This is a genomic window from Humiphilus diazotrophicus (assembly GCF_059726315.1).
Genome location: NZ_AP040871.1, coordinates 589,135 through 606,174 on the forward strand (window position 1 = coordinate 589,135; position 17,040 = coordinate 606,174).

Genomic DNA, 17,040 nt, shown 5'->3' on the forward strand with positions numbered 1-17,040 from the left:
ACATGAGCTGGACCCGCCGTCATTTTTTGCGATCCTTGGGTACGATGCTTGCTGGCGTTGAAGGCAGCAAGAGAGCCTTCGGATTGATGGCTCCCTTTCAGAGTACGCCGCCTCTCAATTCGCCATCCATAGAATTTGAAGACGTTATTAAACAATCGGGGATTGACTTCGTTTTACGAAACAGCCTTAGCCCGCATCGTTATTCGATTGAAACTATGATCGGCGGTGTCGCTGCTTTCGACTACAACAACGATGGATTGCTAGATCTCTTTTTCCCTAATGGTGCAGCTATTCCGTCGCTAGAGAAAAATGATCCGCGCTATTACAACCGTCTATATCGTAACAATGGGAACGGCACATTCACCGATGTCACTTTGGCGGCTGGAGTTCAAGGCCGAGGGTATTGTATGGGAGTTGCTGCCGGAGATTACGATAATGACGGCTTTGTCGATCTTTACATCTGTGGCGTGAACTACAACCAGCTTTTGCATAACAACGGAGACGGGACATTCACCGATGTGACTGCCAAAGCCGGTATTACGGGCATCCATCACAAGCTGGGGAAGGTCTGGTCAGTTGCAGCTGGCTGGTTGGACTATAACAACGACGGTTTGCTTGATCTATTCATAACCAACTATCTCGATTACAACATTGCGACAGCACATCTTTGCGATCTGCAAGGGCAGCCTGCTTTTTGCGACCCCAAGGGGTTTCGCGGTTTGCCCAATATGCTGTATCGAAACAATGGCGATGGAACATTTACGGACGTGACCGAAGAGTCTGGAATTGGCAAGCATATTGGCAAAGGAATGGGAGCCGCTTTTGCTGACTATAACAATGACGGATGGATTGACATTTTCGTATCGAACGATAGCTTTCGTAATTTCCTTTTCCGTAATAACGGAGATGGCACTTTCTCTGAGGTGGGAATGGAGACCGGTACGGCCTATAACAGCAATGGTGGCGTGATCGCTGGAATGGGAGCGGAATTCCGCGATCTCGATAACGATGGTTTACCCGACCTTTTTCAGACCGCGATGTTTTCCGATACTTTCGTACTTCGTAAGAATACTGGGGATTCCTTCGAGGATATGACCAGTACATCCCATATGGCGATGTTTACTCCTCCTCTAACAGGTTGGGGGTTGGGAGCATTCGATTTCGATAATGATGGCCGTAAGGACCTCTTTACTGCGAATGCGGCCATCCTCGATAACGCGATGGAGCTTCAACATAGGCCTTTCCCGCTTCCCAATTCCGTTTTTCGGAACACCGGAGATATGAAGTTTGCAGATGTCAGCCGTGAGGCCGGCTCCAGTTTCTTGGAGCCAGCCGCCCATCGTGGAGCAGCTTTTGGCGACTTTAATAATGATGGCAAAATTGACATCGCAGTTACCGTACTAAACGGCCCACCACAGCTTTTGATGAATCGAACGAAGAATGCAAATCATTGGCTTGTCATCAAGTTGGTGGGAACACGCGACAATCGCGATGGTTTAGGCGCAAAGATAAAGATCACCACCAGCAAAGGCATCCAGCACAATCAGGCGACAACCGCAGTAGGCTACAACTCGTCCAGCGACAAGAGGGTTCATTTCGGGTTGGGTGAAGACTCGATGGTTCAGAGGATTGACGTACTGTGGCCTTCAGGACATACTCAGACATTGCAAAATGTCAAAGTCGATCAGATCTTGACGATTACACAAGACGAGGACAGAGGTGCTGGAAAGAGTACAAAGGCGAGAAGGCGTTAAGACCAGTTGCGCCAGAACAAGCTTATTGGTTCTGAGTCTCCTTTTAGGCGCCGGGTTACGGAGCTATGCTCAAACGTCCTCTCCCGATGAGCTCTATCGTGAAGCTGTTACGGCAAATGATCATGGCGATTTTGAGCGGGCCATCGGGCTGTATGAACAGCTGCTGAAACTACAGCCGGATTCTGTAGAGCTTCGTACGAACCTTGGGGTTGTCCTATCACACGCCGGGCGTTACAAAGAAGCCGTCGCCCAATATCAGGAGGCGCTCAAACACGCTCCGGATAATTCGGTGATTCAGATTAATTTAGCGCTTGCCTGGTACAAAGCGGCAGATTTCAAAGCCGCTGCGAGCGTTCTGGAAAAGTTACGGCAGGCTCAACCGGACAATAAACAGTCGATTTATCTTCTGAGTGATTGTTATCTGCGATTGGGAAGAAATAGGGAAGTCATTACTCTGTTGGACCCTGTTCATCGCATAGATCCAAGTGACAGGGCTGTAGACTATGTCCTCGGCATGGCTCTAATCGAAGATGGTCAAGTACAGCAAGGCTCTGCTGTTATCGATAGCATTCTGAAAGACGGGACCACTGCGGAGACGGAGATCCTGATTGGCGCGGCCCAGCTTGCCGCCGGTAATTTCAAAGCGGCGACAGAGAGATTGGGTAAGTCTGTCGAACGAAACCCGAATTTGTCGGGAGCATGGTCTTTGTACGGAAGGGCATTGTTGGACAACCAGGAATTTGAAAAGGCCAAAGATGCCTTCCATCGTGCTCTGGAAATAGATCCTAACGACTACGATGCCAATCTCTATCTGGGAGGGATGTTGAGGCACGATGGACAGCTTCAGGAGGCTAGATCTTATCTGGAAAGGGCCCTTCACCTGCGGCCGGATGACGTAAAAGCTTTGTATCAAATGGGAACTCTTAAGGTCGCGATGGGCGAGCCTGAAGATGCGCTAAAGTACCTTGAGCCAGTAGGGCAGCGATGGCCGGATTTCCAGCAAGTACACGTTCAACTTGCCTTGGCATATCAGCGTCTACACCGGGTGGAAGATAGTCAGCGCGAAAAGCAGATCGTTTTCAAACTTGATGAGAAGGAACGTCAGGAGCGAAAAACCAAACCCTAGACCCACATTCGCAGAACTGAGTTAGCGAACTTTGTAATCGAGCCTGTGCCAATCGCTGGCGGTACTTTCGAGAGCCAGCACTCGTGATATAGAGTGTTGGCTCTCTACTCCTAAGAATGTTTCAATGACTCCCCAGTATTAATACAAGGGAGCCATGGGGGACAATTGTGTCTTTAACGGAATCCGCAGATGCTTTAGCTGCTTCTTTCCATGCATTCTGAATTTTGAGTTTCCCTGCCGGCAATCCCAAATCTGAGAATTTCTTCTCAATATTCACTGCGGTGTCCCCTATGTTAAAGATCGCAAGGGCATGTGAGTTTCCGGGAAGATCTGCTGTCCAGGAAATGACATCGCCCTCGTGGGCTGCCTCGCGGCTGGCGATCGCTGTTTGATCGATTTTAAGAATACTGCTGTTGGTGAGCAGCTTGTAAGTCGCATCATCCAGCAGCGTGAGATTTGCACCAAGGATAAGAGGACTGCGGGCAAAGGCCCACAAACTCAGCATTGTTTGCTGTTCAGCTGGAGTGAGCGCAGTATGTCGCGGTCCTGGTCCCACATCTGGATAAGGGCGTAATTCTCCCAGAGGAAGCATGTCTGCATCGGGCCAGTTTCCGGGCTTGGCATATTGGGCCCAAGCAGCGGCCAAGGCAAACTGATTCTTAATGCTGTCGGGAAATGGGGCCTTGGTGTACCAGACATCCCAAATGTCATTGGAGATACGCCACATCTGAGCGAGTGAACCGACTTCTACAGCACGCTCCAGCTTAGTCGGTCCAGGCGAAAGGCTGAGGACTATATCTCGACCACTTCTTTGAATGGCAAGGCGTATTTGTTTGATCTCGCTTTGCTTGTAGGGGTGGTCGGAAATGCAATCGACTTTTAGAAAGTCCACGCCCCAAGTTGCATATTGGTGAAGAAGAGAGTCATACCAGGCTTGGCCTGCTTCATTATCCTTCACGCCCCAATTGGTGGGGTCCCACGGGCAGGCATCTGTCTGATCTGCGGCATCGATGACCTTATAGGAAGATCCTTCGATGGGGAGATCCCTCTTGACACTTTCGCGGGGAATGCCACGCACAATATGGATCCCGAATTTCAACCCTTGAGAATGGATCTGCTCAGCAATCTTTTGAAACCCAATATTCTTTTCTCCGGCCAGAGCGGATGGGAATCGAGACGGAACAGGTATATAGCGCCCGTTGGAGTCTATGGCATATTGGAGCTGCTCCGGATGCGGGCGTTCTTCGGGATTCTGCATGAACCAGCCTTCGTCGATAACCGCATAGGTGTAACCGAAAGGCTTAAGCTTCGAATTAAGAACATCTACATTATCCCGAAACTGTTGTTCGTTAATGCGTAGCCCGTAGGAGTCCCAGCTGTTCCACCCCATCGGAGGTTTGGCTGCAATAACAGAACCGTCCTTTATTGTCTGGGCGCCAGTAGCTTGTGCTATCGCAGTCTTTGACATGTTGCAGAGCATGGTGAGCAGTGCGATTCCAAACGCTCGCCGAAGATGGCCCCAGGCCAGTCCACTAGTGCATATACTTCTAGCACTCATTGTTAAAAAGAATTTCATAGCATGTTCCCATCATTAAAAGGGGTGAAGAGAGGAGCTGTACGAATTTGAGCAGCGAATCGCTCCTTCTTTCCGCATACTCACTCTTTCAGAGGCAATGATTCCAGATCCCAATGGGATCCGATCAAGCTCTTATTTTTGACTCTGCGGCTGTTCTTTATCAGTACTAGATCACCATTATTAAACCGCTTTACACGTAATGGCAATCTGTTAATGCTGGTCTTGCGTGTTTGATCGGTAATTGAAAAAACAGTAGCTCACTGGCTTCTTCCTCAAAACATCATATCTATAGATGAATTCGATAGAAACATATCGATTTCGTCTTCTTGTTTGTTTTTATTCCCAATCTGTATAGTCGAGGTTTCCGGAAGTTGGCTTCGCGGTGGCAGGCAGCCGTGTGTTTTGTTTACCAGGAGTGCCTGATCAAGAAGAAGCCTCGGGCATGGCTGAAGTAATGTCCTAGTACAGGCTGTAGTTGGCTCCTGATGTAGGAACTTCAGGAGCCAGCGTTGATGGCAGTTTTCCTGGAATCATGATTCCGTCCTGGAGAGGTTTATAGCTTTGATAGCAGGAAACAACTGCGTACCAGATCTTTATTTTTGTTGGCATTAAGTCGAAGGCGGTAAAGTGGTGGTTTATTTCGAAAGGCAAAAATGCAATTCAAATCTCTTCTTATCTTGATGGCAGTCTGGTCTTCCTCCGGCGCTCTTCAGGCTCAGGTATCAAGCTCTTGCGCGGCCCTTGAGAACCTCAAAATTCATGATGTTGAAATTACGCGGGCAGCTGCCATTTCGGCTGGTACTACGATTCCTGCGCCGTATCCCGGAGCTCCCAGTTACATCAAGCCTTTGCCGGCGCATTGTCATGTAGAAGGCGTCATTCATCGTCGGAAGGGCATCGGCGGAGAGGACTTTGGGATTCGTTTTGCGTTAGCCCTTCCTGAAAAGTCAACCTGGAATGGCGACTTCATGATGCAGGGTGGGGGCGGTAGCAATGGAGTGGTCTCCTATCCCATGGGAGATTCCTATTCCGGGGAGAAGCCGGCGCTGGTTCGCGGATTCGCGGTAGCCAGTACTGACACGGGACATAAGGCAAAGACACCGGGATTCGATTTTGCTTTTATGAATGATCAGCAGGCATACCTCGATTTCGCCTATCAGGCCAATGCCGAAGTTGCTGGAGTAGCCAAGCAGATCATCGCCAGCTATTACACCCGTCCGGTGGCATACTCCTATTTTGTTGGCTGTTCGACCGGTGGTCGAGAAGGAATGATTCTTTCCCAACGCTATCCCTCTGTTTTCAATGGCATTGTTTCGGGTGATCCTGCTATGCGGACAGGGCTCTCTAATCTGGCCATTGGAAAGTGGATCCCTGTGGCTTATAACCAGGCAGCTCCTAAGGATCAATCCGGCAAGCCACAAATTGAGAAACTATTTACCGATAGTGATCGCAAACTCTTTATGGATACGCTGATGAAGAGCTGCGACGCGAGGGATGGAGTTGCGGACGGGATGATCTTCGATCCAATCGGCTGCGCTTTTGATCCTGCGGTGCTGTCCTGTAAAAGCGGAGAAAGCGAGGGGTGCATTGCTCCCGAAAAGATCGCAGCTATAAAAAGAGCATTTGCCGGTCCTAAAAATGCGTATGGTACGCAGGTCTATCCAGGGTTTTTGTATGATGCAGGTATTGCCGTTCCGGGGCCGATCCCGGGATTGCTTATGCCGCGCGCAAACGGCCTCTTCGGCCCATATCCTACGGCTACCTCGATCGATGTGGATGAGGAAGCACTGCATGCTTCCGACCCACTCGTTGAACCGGCATCGACAAAAATGTCCACGTTTTCAGGTGCCGGGAACAAGCTTATCTTCTTCCACGGCAACAGCGATCCCTGGTTCTCACCGTTGGACACCCTCGAATATTACAAATCGTTGGCAGCAACGAATGGGGGCGCGGAAAAGGTCGCAGAGTGGAGCCGGATATTTCTGGTCCCAGGGATGGGCCATTGTGGTGGTGGCCCTGCTCTCGATCGTTTCGACATGCTGAGCGCAGTAGTGAGCTGGGTTGAAAAGGGTACTGCACCGGATTCGGTAACTGCGACAGGGCAAGCCTTTCCGGGGCGGAGCCGGCCTCTTTGCCCCTATCCGCAGCATGCCCAATTTACCGGGAAGGGCAATGCTGAAGACGCCAAAAATTTCGTTTGTCAGTAAACAGTCAATCCGGCACTTCCAGCATGTTCAGTTGAATATGCTGGAGGTGCCAATCCGGCTTGAACTGAACCTCCAGCCAGCGGAGGTCTACTAACTTGAAACCCGGAAAGAGAACTTTCATGCTATCGCGGAACTGCTGGATTCGAACTGCGACAGAGAAACTATCTAGGAAATCCTGTTCCGAGATTCCGAACCATCGAGAGATTCGAACGAATTAAAGCGATTTATTTCGCTTGTCCGCTACGATATCCGATCTGTATAGTCATGGTGCTTTGAAAAGGTTGGGTAGGCAGCGTTTCTGTCCAGAATCAGAATACGTTTGCTAATACAATCGCGCGTGTTCGTCCTGGCTACCTTCGGAAGAAGGGTGGGCCTGGTAGTTCATCGGTTGCAGTTGGAGTTAACCTCCATGTGCGGAATTGTTACTGTGCGGCCGATTGCCCGCAAAACACCTTTTGTCTTTCGAACGATGCGCGCTTGGATCATAAGGGGAATTGTGACGATGCAATCGGAAAAGAAAACTGTGTCATTGAACCGATGGAGCCCGTTGTTGTTGGTGTTTTTCACGACGTTTATCGCTGCGGCACAGTCGCATCCGGTAAACGTGACGATCAATGCCTCGAAGACGGAAGCGCCAATTTCGAAATATCTCTACGGACAGTTTCTAGAGCACGGTGGCAACATCGTGAATGAAGGCGTTTGGGCTGAGATGCTGGAAGATAGAAAATTCTATCATCCCATAAACTCCAAGCCGCCAGAGGTGAGTCACACTCCTTCATGGAGCCGTCATTCGTCACTACGCCGTTGGACCCCGATTGGTGGTGATGAGTTTGTCGTCATGGACGTCGAGCGTCCGTATACGGGAGACCATACACCACTAGTTAAATTGGACTCCCAAACCCCTCATGGATTTGAACAAGTGGGCTTGGCGGTGCGCAAGGGACGAGCATACACGGGGCGCATTGTGCTTTCCGGCAGCCAAGACGCGGTCGTAAAGGTGTCGCTGGTGTGGGGGAAACAAGAGAGTGACCGGCAGACGGTTACCATTCGTGACTTGGGCTCAGCATATCGAAAGATTCCGCTCCGCTTTGAAGCAAAAGACGACAGCGGAGATGCGCGACTCGAGATCACCGGCACAGGGAAGGGCTCGTTCCATGTCGGAGCCGTTTCATTGATGCCAGCAAACAATGTAGAAGGGTTTCGCGCGGAGGTGATCGCGGCGCTCAAACAACTGCATTCGGGGGTGTATCGGTTCCCGGGAGGCAATTTTGTCTCGTCTCATGAGTGGCGCTATGGCGTTGGGGATATCGATAAACGACCTCCGATCTACGATCCGGTGTGGCATGCCGTACAGCCTAACGACGTGGGAACGGATGAGTTCCTGACGTTGTGCCAGTTACTTGATGTAGATCCCTACATCACGGTCAATGCTGGTTTCGGCGATGCCTGGTCTGCCAGAGAATTGGTTGAATACACCAATGGCGATGAGACCACGCCCATGGGCAAATGGCGTGCAGCCAATGGACATCCCAAACCATACCATGTGAAGCTGTGGGGGATCGGAAATGAGCCCTGGGGCGATTATCAGATGGGCGCTATGTCGGTTGAGCAATTCGAGCTCAAGCATAATCTCTTTGCAAAAGAGATGCGGAAGATCGATCCCACGATCAAGTTCATCGCCGGCGGTGCGATGCCCGATGTGATGACAGGTGCGAATCAATCAAAGCGTATCAGCGGTAAGTTCGTTCCTGATTATCTTTCTACTGCAGACTGGAGCGGTCACATGCTTGCCCATTGTCTCGACAACATTGACATGCTCAGCGAGCACTATTACGCGGCAAGTGACATGCATACGGATCTGAAGCTCGAGAAAAAAGTTAATATCGGGCCTCAGCCGTTGATCGAATGGGAGCGTGCGCCCGCAACTCAGGTGCGGGTTAAATATGAACACTATCAGGAGTATTTAAAGCGCATTCCTTCACTCCAGTCGAAACCTGTTCCCATAGCGATTGACGAGTGGGCCTACATGGGAGGAGCGCCGAATTCCTATAAGGTGGTTCCGGCCTATGCCTGGGCCTTTCATGAGATGTTCCGGCATTCCGATCTGTATCAGCTGGGGGCTTTCACCTTTGCGACCGCTATGATGAGTGAAAACCAGACGGACGCGGTGCTGAATCCAACTGGACTGTTGTTCAAAATGTACCGCGAGCACTTCGGTTCGATTCCTGTTGAGGTTTCAGGAGATTCTCCGCAGCCGAAGCCAATCTATCCGGCTGGCGGCGATCAGCCGGCAGTCAACCCAGGAAGCGATACATATCCTCTAGACGTGAGTGCGGCCTTCAGCGAAGACCACAAGAATCTCACGGTCGCGGTGTTGAATCCGTCTGATTCGGAGCAGAGCATGAAACTCTTAATTCAGGGCGCAAAGCTCGGGAATGAGGGTTACCTGTGGCAGATGGCTCCCGGAACAGTGACTGCGACGATTGTTGTGGGCCAGAAGCCGGAAGTTGAAGTCCAGGAGAAGAAACTCGGTGAGATGCCAGAGATAATTGCTGTTCCACCATTCAGTGTGAATATCTATGTGTATCCCGTGAGATGATCTCCGGCATTAATAGGCGAGGAAAGCAAAACTGTATAAGGTTCAATGCGTTTTGCTTCCTTCTATGTTACGTGACAGCCAGGTTCGAATAGGAGAGCAATGAAAACGAAGAGATTGTTGGGAGTGGTTCTGCTGCAGATATCCGCTATTATGGTGCCGATGTTGGGAGCACAAGTGGAAACGATTGTTCCACCTCCTGTTCCTGGTGCAAAGCCGGTAACCGTCGAGCGCATCAAGGTGCATGGAGCATCTCTCGAAGGCAATTTAGAAGGCGACGCTGTAGATCGTGATGTAATCGTGTTTCTGCCTCCCAGTTATGCGAAGGATACACAGCGGCGGTATCCGGTGGTGTATGCGTTGCATGGATATTCGATTGGAGCAGAACAATGGACACATGAGATTCATGTTCCGGAGACAATCGAAGGAGCCTTTGCACAGGGTGCCAAAGAGATGATCGTGGTTCTTCCCGACTCCAAGACGGCACATAACGGCTCAATGTATTCCAGTTCGCCGACGACGGGCGATTTCGAGCGGTTTATCTCGCATGACCTTGTTGCCTATATCGATGCGCATTACCGGACAATCGCGAAGCGCGAAAGTCGTGGCTTAGTGGGGCATTCGATGGGGGGCTACGGTACAACGCGGATCGGGATGAAACATGCAGATGTCTTCGGCAGCTTATATATTATGAGTCCATGCTGCCTGTCGGCACGGCCAGCCGGGCCAGCGAACCCTGAGCTTGAGAAGACGCTTGAGTCTGTGAAGACTGTCGATGATTCTGCAAAGCTTCCTTTCTTTGCTCGGGCACAGCTTGCGACCGCGGCTGCATGGTCACCTGATCCAAAGAATCCACCGCTGTATTTGGATTTGCCAACGAAAAATGGCGAGCCGCAGCCAGAGGTATTGGCGAAATGGGCCGCGAATGCCCCCCTAGACTTTATCGACCAGTACATCGGCAATCTGCGCCTATACCGGGCTATTTCGATTGATGTAGGCGACCAGGATGGACTTCGAGCCGATACTGCGAAGCTTCATGATGTATTGGATAAGTATGGAATTGTGAACAGCTTCGAGGTATATCGGGGTACGCATACGAGTGCTGTGGCCGATCGCTTTCAGAATCATCTGATGCCATTCCTCAGTAAGAATCTGTGCTCGACGGATGACTGCAAATAGACGTAGGAGCGCTGGCTGAGAGAAAAGTAAGGTAGGCATTATCGCTTGATACAATTGGGGCAATTTGATCTAGGGACAATGGTACAAAGCACTTACGCTGACTTGCTGTAGCCGTTCGATCAACGAACGGCTGCAGTGAAGTGACCTAACCAATCATTTCTCGACTTGTATCGTTACAAGGTTTCCATCGTACAAAACACGATGGGCAGTATCTGAACCTGGTAGCTTGATGTTAAAAGATCGGGATTGCATCATCCCGGGATAACTCCCCTGCCGTTTTCCGATGGAGATCTCCCTTTTTTGCTGGTTCCAGTAGAAGGGAATCGTGCTGTATTCGCCTCTTTCATAACCGTAATTAATCCCTTCATCTTCATAGAGCGTAAACTTGCCATCCGCTCCAGGATAGATAACTATATCCAGGTCGGTTGGCTGCTTCTGTCCTGCGTACTGTTCCTTAGGCCCAATAGGAACAATACTGCCTGCGCGCACCAGGACAGGAATTCTGGTGATAGGTGCATCGAGAACGATATCTCTGCCGGGAGGTACGGCGACTCCTGTCCAGAAGTCATACCATCCTCCTGGCGTATCGGGCGTATACACCTTCCATTTCGTTGCTCCTGGTTCGATTACCGGTGCTACCAAAAAGGAGGGGCCGAACATGTATTCGTACTTTTGATTGAGAGCCCTCTCATCTTTGGGAAAATCGAATACCAATGGACGCATCATTGTTGAACCGTGAAAGGTAACTGTTGCGGCTTGAGAGTAGATATAAGGCAATAGTTGTTCTCTGAGATTGAGGTAACGTCGCATCTCTCCTTCCACCTGATCGCCATACTTCCATGGTTCCGTATCGGTCTGGTATCCGTGAACTCGCAGTAGAGGGCTGAATGTAGAGAATTGGAACCATCTTAAGAACAATTCATGATAAGCCGGATCTGTATACTGGCTTATTCCGGGACGGAAGAAACCCCCGGTGTCAGTTGTCCAATATGGCAGTCCGCTGGCCATGTAACCGAGACCGCCGGTGATCTGCCGTTGTAAGGTTGCCCAATTACTCCCTATATCGCCGGACCAGGTTGCTGAGGCATAACGCTGCTGGCCAAGAAATGCGCTCCGGGTCAACAGGAACACCCGTTTATTCGGCGCGTCATGTCGCAGTCCTTCGTAGACCGTCTTATTTACGAATAGTGGGAAGAGAAGCCGAACCTTTTCCCCCGGACCTGCATAGGTATGCCTTCCGACGAGATCGTCGTTTTCCGGCTCCGTCGCGTCTTGCCACCAGGAGTCGATTCCAAGCGAGACCATCCGCTCGCTGAAGTTCTTCCAGTAGAGCTTAGCCGCAGACGGATTGAAGAAATCGATCCACTGAGTTCCCGGGATGTAGTAATCTTTGGCCGCAAATTCCTTACCGACTTCTGTATTCGGATCGATTTTCGACCAGACGGAGACCATGAATTTTACGTGCATGTTATGCAGATCGTTGATCATCGCGGCCGGATCAGGATAGTACTTTTCATCCCACTTCATCGCATTCCAACCATACTTGCCCCAATACAGCCAATCCTGCACCAGAACATCAAGTGGTAGATTGCGATTCCGGAACTCTTTTGCAGTCTCCAGAATCTCCTGGCTTGAGTGGAAACGTTCTCGACAATGGATATAGCCGTATGCCCAGATGGGCATCAATGGCGCAGCGCCCGTCAGTTGCCGATATTCAGCGATTACATCGTCGGGAGTGGGACCTGCGAAAACAACGTAATCAATGGCATCTGCCACCGAAGAGCGCAGCACCGTCCGGTTTTCAGATAGACGCCAATGCAGAACTGGCTTATCGTTCTGCTCGCCGAGAATGCGAATCGTATGGTGTCCAGCAGCAAGATCCGTGAACCAACTAGTCGTTGGGGGCAGCCACTGGTTGGAAAAGTCGACAACTACGTGGCCATCGATTTCAACATGGTATCGTTTGCCCATTGCTTGTCCGACATCCAGCATCATGGCGTAGTGTCCACTTTGTGGAAGTTCTAGCTCTCCAGCGAATTCTGCTTCTCGTTGGACTACCTGCCGGGAGCCTTCGGTTGTTGTCACATTGATGCTTTTGGCCTGTCCCGTGCCTAATTGCGAAAGTGTGATCTGTTCATCGGCAGGATTCAGATCTGTCAATCCATAGTTATGCCAGAGTATCCCGTATCCCTTGCTTGATAGTAAGAAAGGGATGGCGATCTGAGAATTTACCTGAGTAAGGTGACGAGGAAGATCGCGAACGTCAAGGTATCCGTCCTGGAATTCGCCGCTACCAAATAGGTGTTCGTCAGGGGGTGATACAAATGATTGTTCTGCGAAGAATGTGGGTTCCCCCTGAATCGTTGCGGGTTTTAACTTCCGCGTTCCTGGAGCCTCAGATAAGAATATCTTTCCTGTCATGTCGCTGAATTGCAGACTCCCATTGCGCCGGTCGAAAAGTGCTTTCATCTTTTCGGTTGTGACAGTGATACTCTCTGCATCTTGTTTGACCGTAAAGTGCGGAATAGGCAATTGCTGGGTTAGCACTAAGCTTGGGGTGGCACTCTTCTGGTCCTTCGTGCACCGTATACGGATAGCACCCGGCGTGAGTGGATGCAGAGTCAGTAAGCAGCCAGCGGTGGGTATTTGCACCTCCGATTGTGCCTTGTGGCTAAGCTCACCTGTATTGCTCAGAGGCGCAGAGCGTGAAGCTATAGGAAAAACAAGGCTGTTGCTCAGTACAAGCAGGGAAAAAACAGCTGGTAGACTCCGTCGATCTAAATGAATCAAATTGCCCTCTTTACAATGATCAAGACAAGTTAGGTAATGCCATTTCCATAAACGTGAAAGTTAGTTACCTTTACTGGCTTGATTGGATCAGTATTTGCTCTTTGCGCCTCCTGAAGAGCTATCAACAATCATAGTTGCTCCGCATTCAGTACTTCTGCAGAATATTTCATTGGAACGAGGTGCGGACTATCAGAGAAAAGTCGCATTCCTCAACTGGATATATCGAATATTTCGATGTGTTTCCTTATGGCCGATCGTTCCATATCTGCTTACAGGTATATTCTCCTGGCACATTTTGTCTCATTGAGCAGATTGGAGGGACCGTCCGGAGCAAGCGTGTACAACAATACTCTTGTTGGTATTCCATTTTGCTTGTTTGTATTTACTTGAAATAGTGCGTCAGCAACGATTCTCTATGCGCTCTTTCGCCATATAAGAGGAGTAGCTCCCGTGATCTTGTGGAACATGCGTGCAAACTGGCTTGCGCTGGAAAATCCAGTGTTTGCTGCAACCTCAGCGACCGTATAGCCAGGTATACGAAGAAGACGCTTTGCACGTTGGATCCTCATTCTAAGGATGTATTGGTAAGGGGTTTCACCCATGGAATCTCTGAACGACCTGGCGAAGTGATACCTGCTTAGAGAATTAAGCCGGGCCAGTTCTTCAAGGTGTATATCGCGATGCAGATTCTCCTCAATATATGCGAGGGTTTGCTTGATGTGTAGCCGGGACAATCCGCCCTTGAGGCGGGGAATGTAGCTGGACAGTTCTCCATATTTGCGGACTAGCGCCACAGATAACGCCATGCCCAGGAGATCACCGTACAGGGTACCCATCGACCAACCAGCTTTCATTTCGCGGTTCATTTCCTTGAGTAATAGTTCAAGTTGCTCATCCCGAAAAGACCACTGGAGACGAAAATCACTGAGGCCTTTCACTCCCATATCTCTTGCGGCATCTTGGAGCAACGAGGGTTCTATGGAAGCGATTATCCGCTGAGTCGATCCATGCCAGATGACTCGGTCCCGGGTGCCTGCGGGGAGAAGCATCATGCTTCCTGGGATTGAATGCTCTCGTCCTGTTTTTCCGGAGTAAAACCACTCCATGTCTACCTGCGCATTGGTTTGCAAATGCAGACAAAGGGTTTCGTGATCATGAATGGGAATCTCGCATCCTTGATGGTGATGTTTCTCCAGGATTAGCCCGAGCCAGGGTGATTGGCGGCTATCTAGTACCGGATGCTCTTTGAAAAGGGGGACATGTTGATTCCCGGCTCGGACGAAAAAACGCCTGCTGCCAGTTTGTGTCGGAACATGGGGTGAGGCTCCTGCCCTGCCAGGTTGTTCTTTACTCTCTCTCGATAAGGCATGTTGTCTCGCCATTTTGGCGCGATCTCTCCTTTCTTGTAGCAAGTATGCACGAATTTGCGCAACATTGCGCTATCGCACTTTTGAGGACCTGTCACACTGAAAAAGAGGGAGAAAGATACGTACTGTAAAGCCTGCCGGAATGGTTTTCTTCCTCAAGGGTTGCGCCTGCGATGCTCTAGACTTTTCGAGAATGGTTGATTGCAGTTCTCTGCAAGAACACTGCACGGGCTTCTGCGTGAAAGTTTTCGTGCAGAACTCGGAGTGGAGAACATTGCGCTTCAGTATTACAGATAGAGCACATTTTCATATTTATCAGCAGTAGAGAACAGGCCCACTTACTAATAAAAGGAGACTTGAACATGACAACTGTACTTGAACCCGTCACCAAGGATTATCCCGTTCACTACTCAACCGCAAAAGTCGACAACCTGGATGTCTTCTATCGCGATGCAGGCCCTAAGGATGCTCCGGTTATCCTCCTCTGTCATGGCTTTCCGACTTCATCGAACATGTTCCGTAATCTGATTCCCCGGCTTGTCGAAACGTTTCGTGTTATTGCCCCGGATTATCCTGGCTTTGGGTTAACGAGCATGCCCGATCATAAGGAGTATTCGTACACCTTCGAGAACATGGCCAAGGTGGTGGACGGACTGGTAGAGCAACTCGGCCTGACACGATATTCAATGTATTGCTTTGACTATAGTGCACCGGCGGGATATCGTCTTGCTCTTCTGCACCCGGAACGGGTTCAGGCACTATGCATTCAGAACGGTAATGCATACGAAGAGGGTCTTCGCGAATTTTGGAAACCTATCCAAAAATACTGGAACGATCCGACGCCCGAGAATCGGGAAGGAATTCGATTCCTGGTGGATTTGAAGTCTACAAGGTGGCAGTACGAAAGTGGGGTTAGTGACACAAGTCTTCTGGATCCCACGACTTGGATGCTGGATCAGCTAGGTCTGGATCGACCCGGCAATGCGGAAATTCAACTCGATCTATTTTATGACTACCGCACGAATGTGCCCCTCTATCCAGCCTTTCAGGAATTCTTTCGCGAGTACCAGCCACCCACGCTTATCGTCTGGGGGAAAAATGACTTTATCTTTCCTCCTGAGGGTGCTCATCCGTACAGCCGCGATTTGAAGAATATCGAGACACATATGCTTGATACCGGACATTTTGCATTGGAGACACACTGTAATGAGATTGCGAACCATATACATAGGTTCATGAAGAAAAACGGCATTACACGCGAGTGATTCATCCAATAGGGGGCGGATACTCTGAGGTCCGCCTCCACAGGAGGATTATGGGCAATACCTTTGGCTCTCTTGTCTTTACTCCCGTAGTGAAGGAGTTACAGCAGCGTTATGGAAGCCGGCGCCAATATGAGCGGCTTGCCGCGCGTGGCGTTTTGAATCAGGGACTCGGTCCTGACGAGGAGCAATTCGTAGCCGAACGGGATAGCTTTTACATGGCAAGTCTCGGGAGTACTGACTGGCCATATGTACAGCACCGAGGAGGACCAAAGGGATTCCTGAAGGTTCTCGATAGCCAGACACTGGCATTTGCAGATTACAGCGGGAATAAGCAATACATCAGTACGGGAAATCTTCTGACGAATGATCGTGTTGCGCTGATACTTGTTGACTATCCACGGCAGGCACGCCTGAAGATTTTGGGCCATGCGAAGATCACCGAGAGGGCTGAAGCCAAGGAACTCCTTGAGGCAGTTCGTGATAAAGGGGAAGATTCCTTTATTGAACGCGTCTATGTAATTCATGTAGAGGCATACGATTGGAACTGTCCGCAACATATTGCTCAACGGTTTACTGTGGACGAAATTCGCTCGGTCCTGGCACCCTTTGAGGAGCGTCTCCAAGCCTTGGAAGCGGAGAATGCTCAGCTTCGTACTCAACTCACTGCGCAAAAAGTAACGACAGCTACTTCATCCGGAGCTAAATAGAAATGAATAACAATCAGAATACTTTTGCAGGCGCTCTCTCCCAGTTGCAAGTACCGCTGCCCCAGCATGCTTTTCGCACCCCATCTCTCTTCAGAGGATGCAAGTAGTCCAACCGATGGATCCGTCTCTGGCGCGGCAGGCCAGACTGCACCCCAGCTTTTGACATTTCTAAGATCCGATACGGCGGTCGTGATCATCGATCCGCAGAACGACGTTCTGAGCGAGAAAGGTCTTGCATGGCCGCTGCTTCCGGAGGACAAAATAGCTTGCATTTGTGGCGGACTTTTATCGTCAGATATCCATCTCCGTCAGTTCTAAGCTTGGACCAAGTTCTGCCTACCCGTTCAGCGTCTGCTCCAGCCCCTTAATATCGCGCCGCTTGCCTCCGCGTGCATGATTGCAATAAACCTTCTGATGGTGTGTCGCCCTCGTTGGCGCCTTTACCGTAAACATCGTTCGCTTTGCTCCCCCTG

The 17,040-nt window shown here is 50.2% G+C and carries 10 protein-coding genes; 7 read left to right on the top strand and 3 right to left on the bottom strand.

Going from position 1 to position 17,040, the window contains the following annotated elements:
* Positions 1–2 precede the first annotated feature (2 nt).
* Both AC6I7T_RS32340 and AC6I7T_RS32345 read left to right on the top strand, forming a co-directional pair.
* Positions 3–1,754: a CRTAC1 family protein gene (locus AC6I7T_RS32340; protein WP_497794790.1), complete on the top strand. Its 1,752-nt coding sequence runs from the start codon at positions 3–5 to the stop codon at positions 1,752–1,754.
* A gap of 25 nt (positions 1,755–1,779) precedes the next feature.
* Complete coding sequence (locus AC6I7T_RS32345; RefSeq protein ID WP_497794791.1) at positions 1,780–2,880, top strand: tetratricopeptide repeat protein; 1,101 nt, start codon at positions 1,780–1,782, stop codon at positions 2,878–2,880.
* 121 nt (positions 2,881–3,001) lie between these two features.
* Here the strand turns inward: AC6I7T_RS32345 and AC6I7T_RS32350 are convergent, their stop codons facing one another.
* Positions 3,002–4,456, bottom strand: coding sequence for a glycoside hydrolase family 27 protein (locus tag AC6I7T_RS32350; RefSeq protein WP_497794792.1), 1,455 nt, complete (start codon positions 4,454–4,456; stop codon positions 3,002–3,004).
* A 653-nt stretch (positions 4,457–5,109) separates the two neighbouring features.
* Between AC6I7T_RS32350 and AC6I7T_RS32355 the strand changes: the two genes are divergently transcribed.
* The 3 genes from AC6I7T_RS32355 to AC6I7T_RS32365 all read left to right on the top strand — a co-directional run bounded on the left by AC6I7T_RS32355 (position 5,110) and on the right by AC6I7T_RS32365 (position 10,438).
* Entirely contained in the window at positions 5,110–6,663 is a 1,554-nt protein-coding gene (locus AC6I7T_RS32355) for a tannase/feruloyl esterase family alpha/beta hydrolase (RefSeq protein WP_497794794.1), read from the top strand.
* A 367-nt stretch (positions 6,664–7,030) separates the two neighbouring features.
* Positions 7,031–9,262, top strand: a complete 2,232-nt coding sequence (locus AC6I7T_RS32360) for an alpha-L-arabinofuranosidase family protein (protein WP_497794795.1) — start codon at positions 7,031–7,033, stop codon at positions 9,260–9,262.
* 150 nt (positions 9,263–9,412) lie between these two features.
* The gene (locus AC6I7T_RS32365) at positions 9,413–10,438 is read left to right on the top strand and encodes an alpha/beta hydrolase (protein ID WP_497795556.1); all 1,026 of its coding nucleotides are present in this window, start codon (positions 9,413–9,415) and stop codon (positions 10,436–10,438) included.
* A gap of 153 nt (positions 10,439–10,591) precedes the next feature.
* On the opposite strand, the gene AC6I7T_RS32370 is transcribed toward AC6I7T_RS32365, so the two are convergent.
* Positions 10,592–13,090, bottom strand: a complete 2,499-nt coding sequence (locus AC6I7T_RS32370; protein ID WP_497794796.1) for a glycoside hydrolase family 31 protein — start codon at positions 13,088–13,090, stop codon at positions 10,592–10,594.
* A gap of 551 nt (positions 13,091–13,641) precedes the next feature.
* Entirely contained in the window at positions 13,642–14,610 is a 969-nt protein-coding gene (locus AC6I7T_RS32375) for a helix-turn-helix domain-containing protein (RefSeq protein ID WP_497794797.1), read from the bottom strand.
* Between the two features lie 347 nt (positions 14,611–14,957).
* Between AC6I7T_RS32375 and AC6I7T_RS32380 the strand changes: the two genes are divergently transcribed.
* Entirely contained in the window at positions 14,958–15,860 is a 903-nt protein-coding gene (locus AC6I7T_RS32380; protein WP_497794799.1) for an alpha/beta fold hydrolase, read from the top strand.
* A gap of 50 nt (positions 15,861–15,910) precedes the next feature.
* Positions 15,911–16,567, top strand: a complete 657-nt coding sequence (locus tag AC6I7T_RS32385) for a pyridoxamine 5'-phosphate oxidase family protein (RefSeq protein ID WP_497794800.1) — start codon at positions 15,911–15,913, stop codon at positions 16,565–16,567.
* Positions 16,568–17,040: the final 473 nt, after the last annotated feature.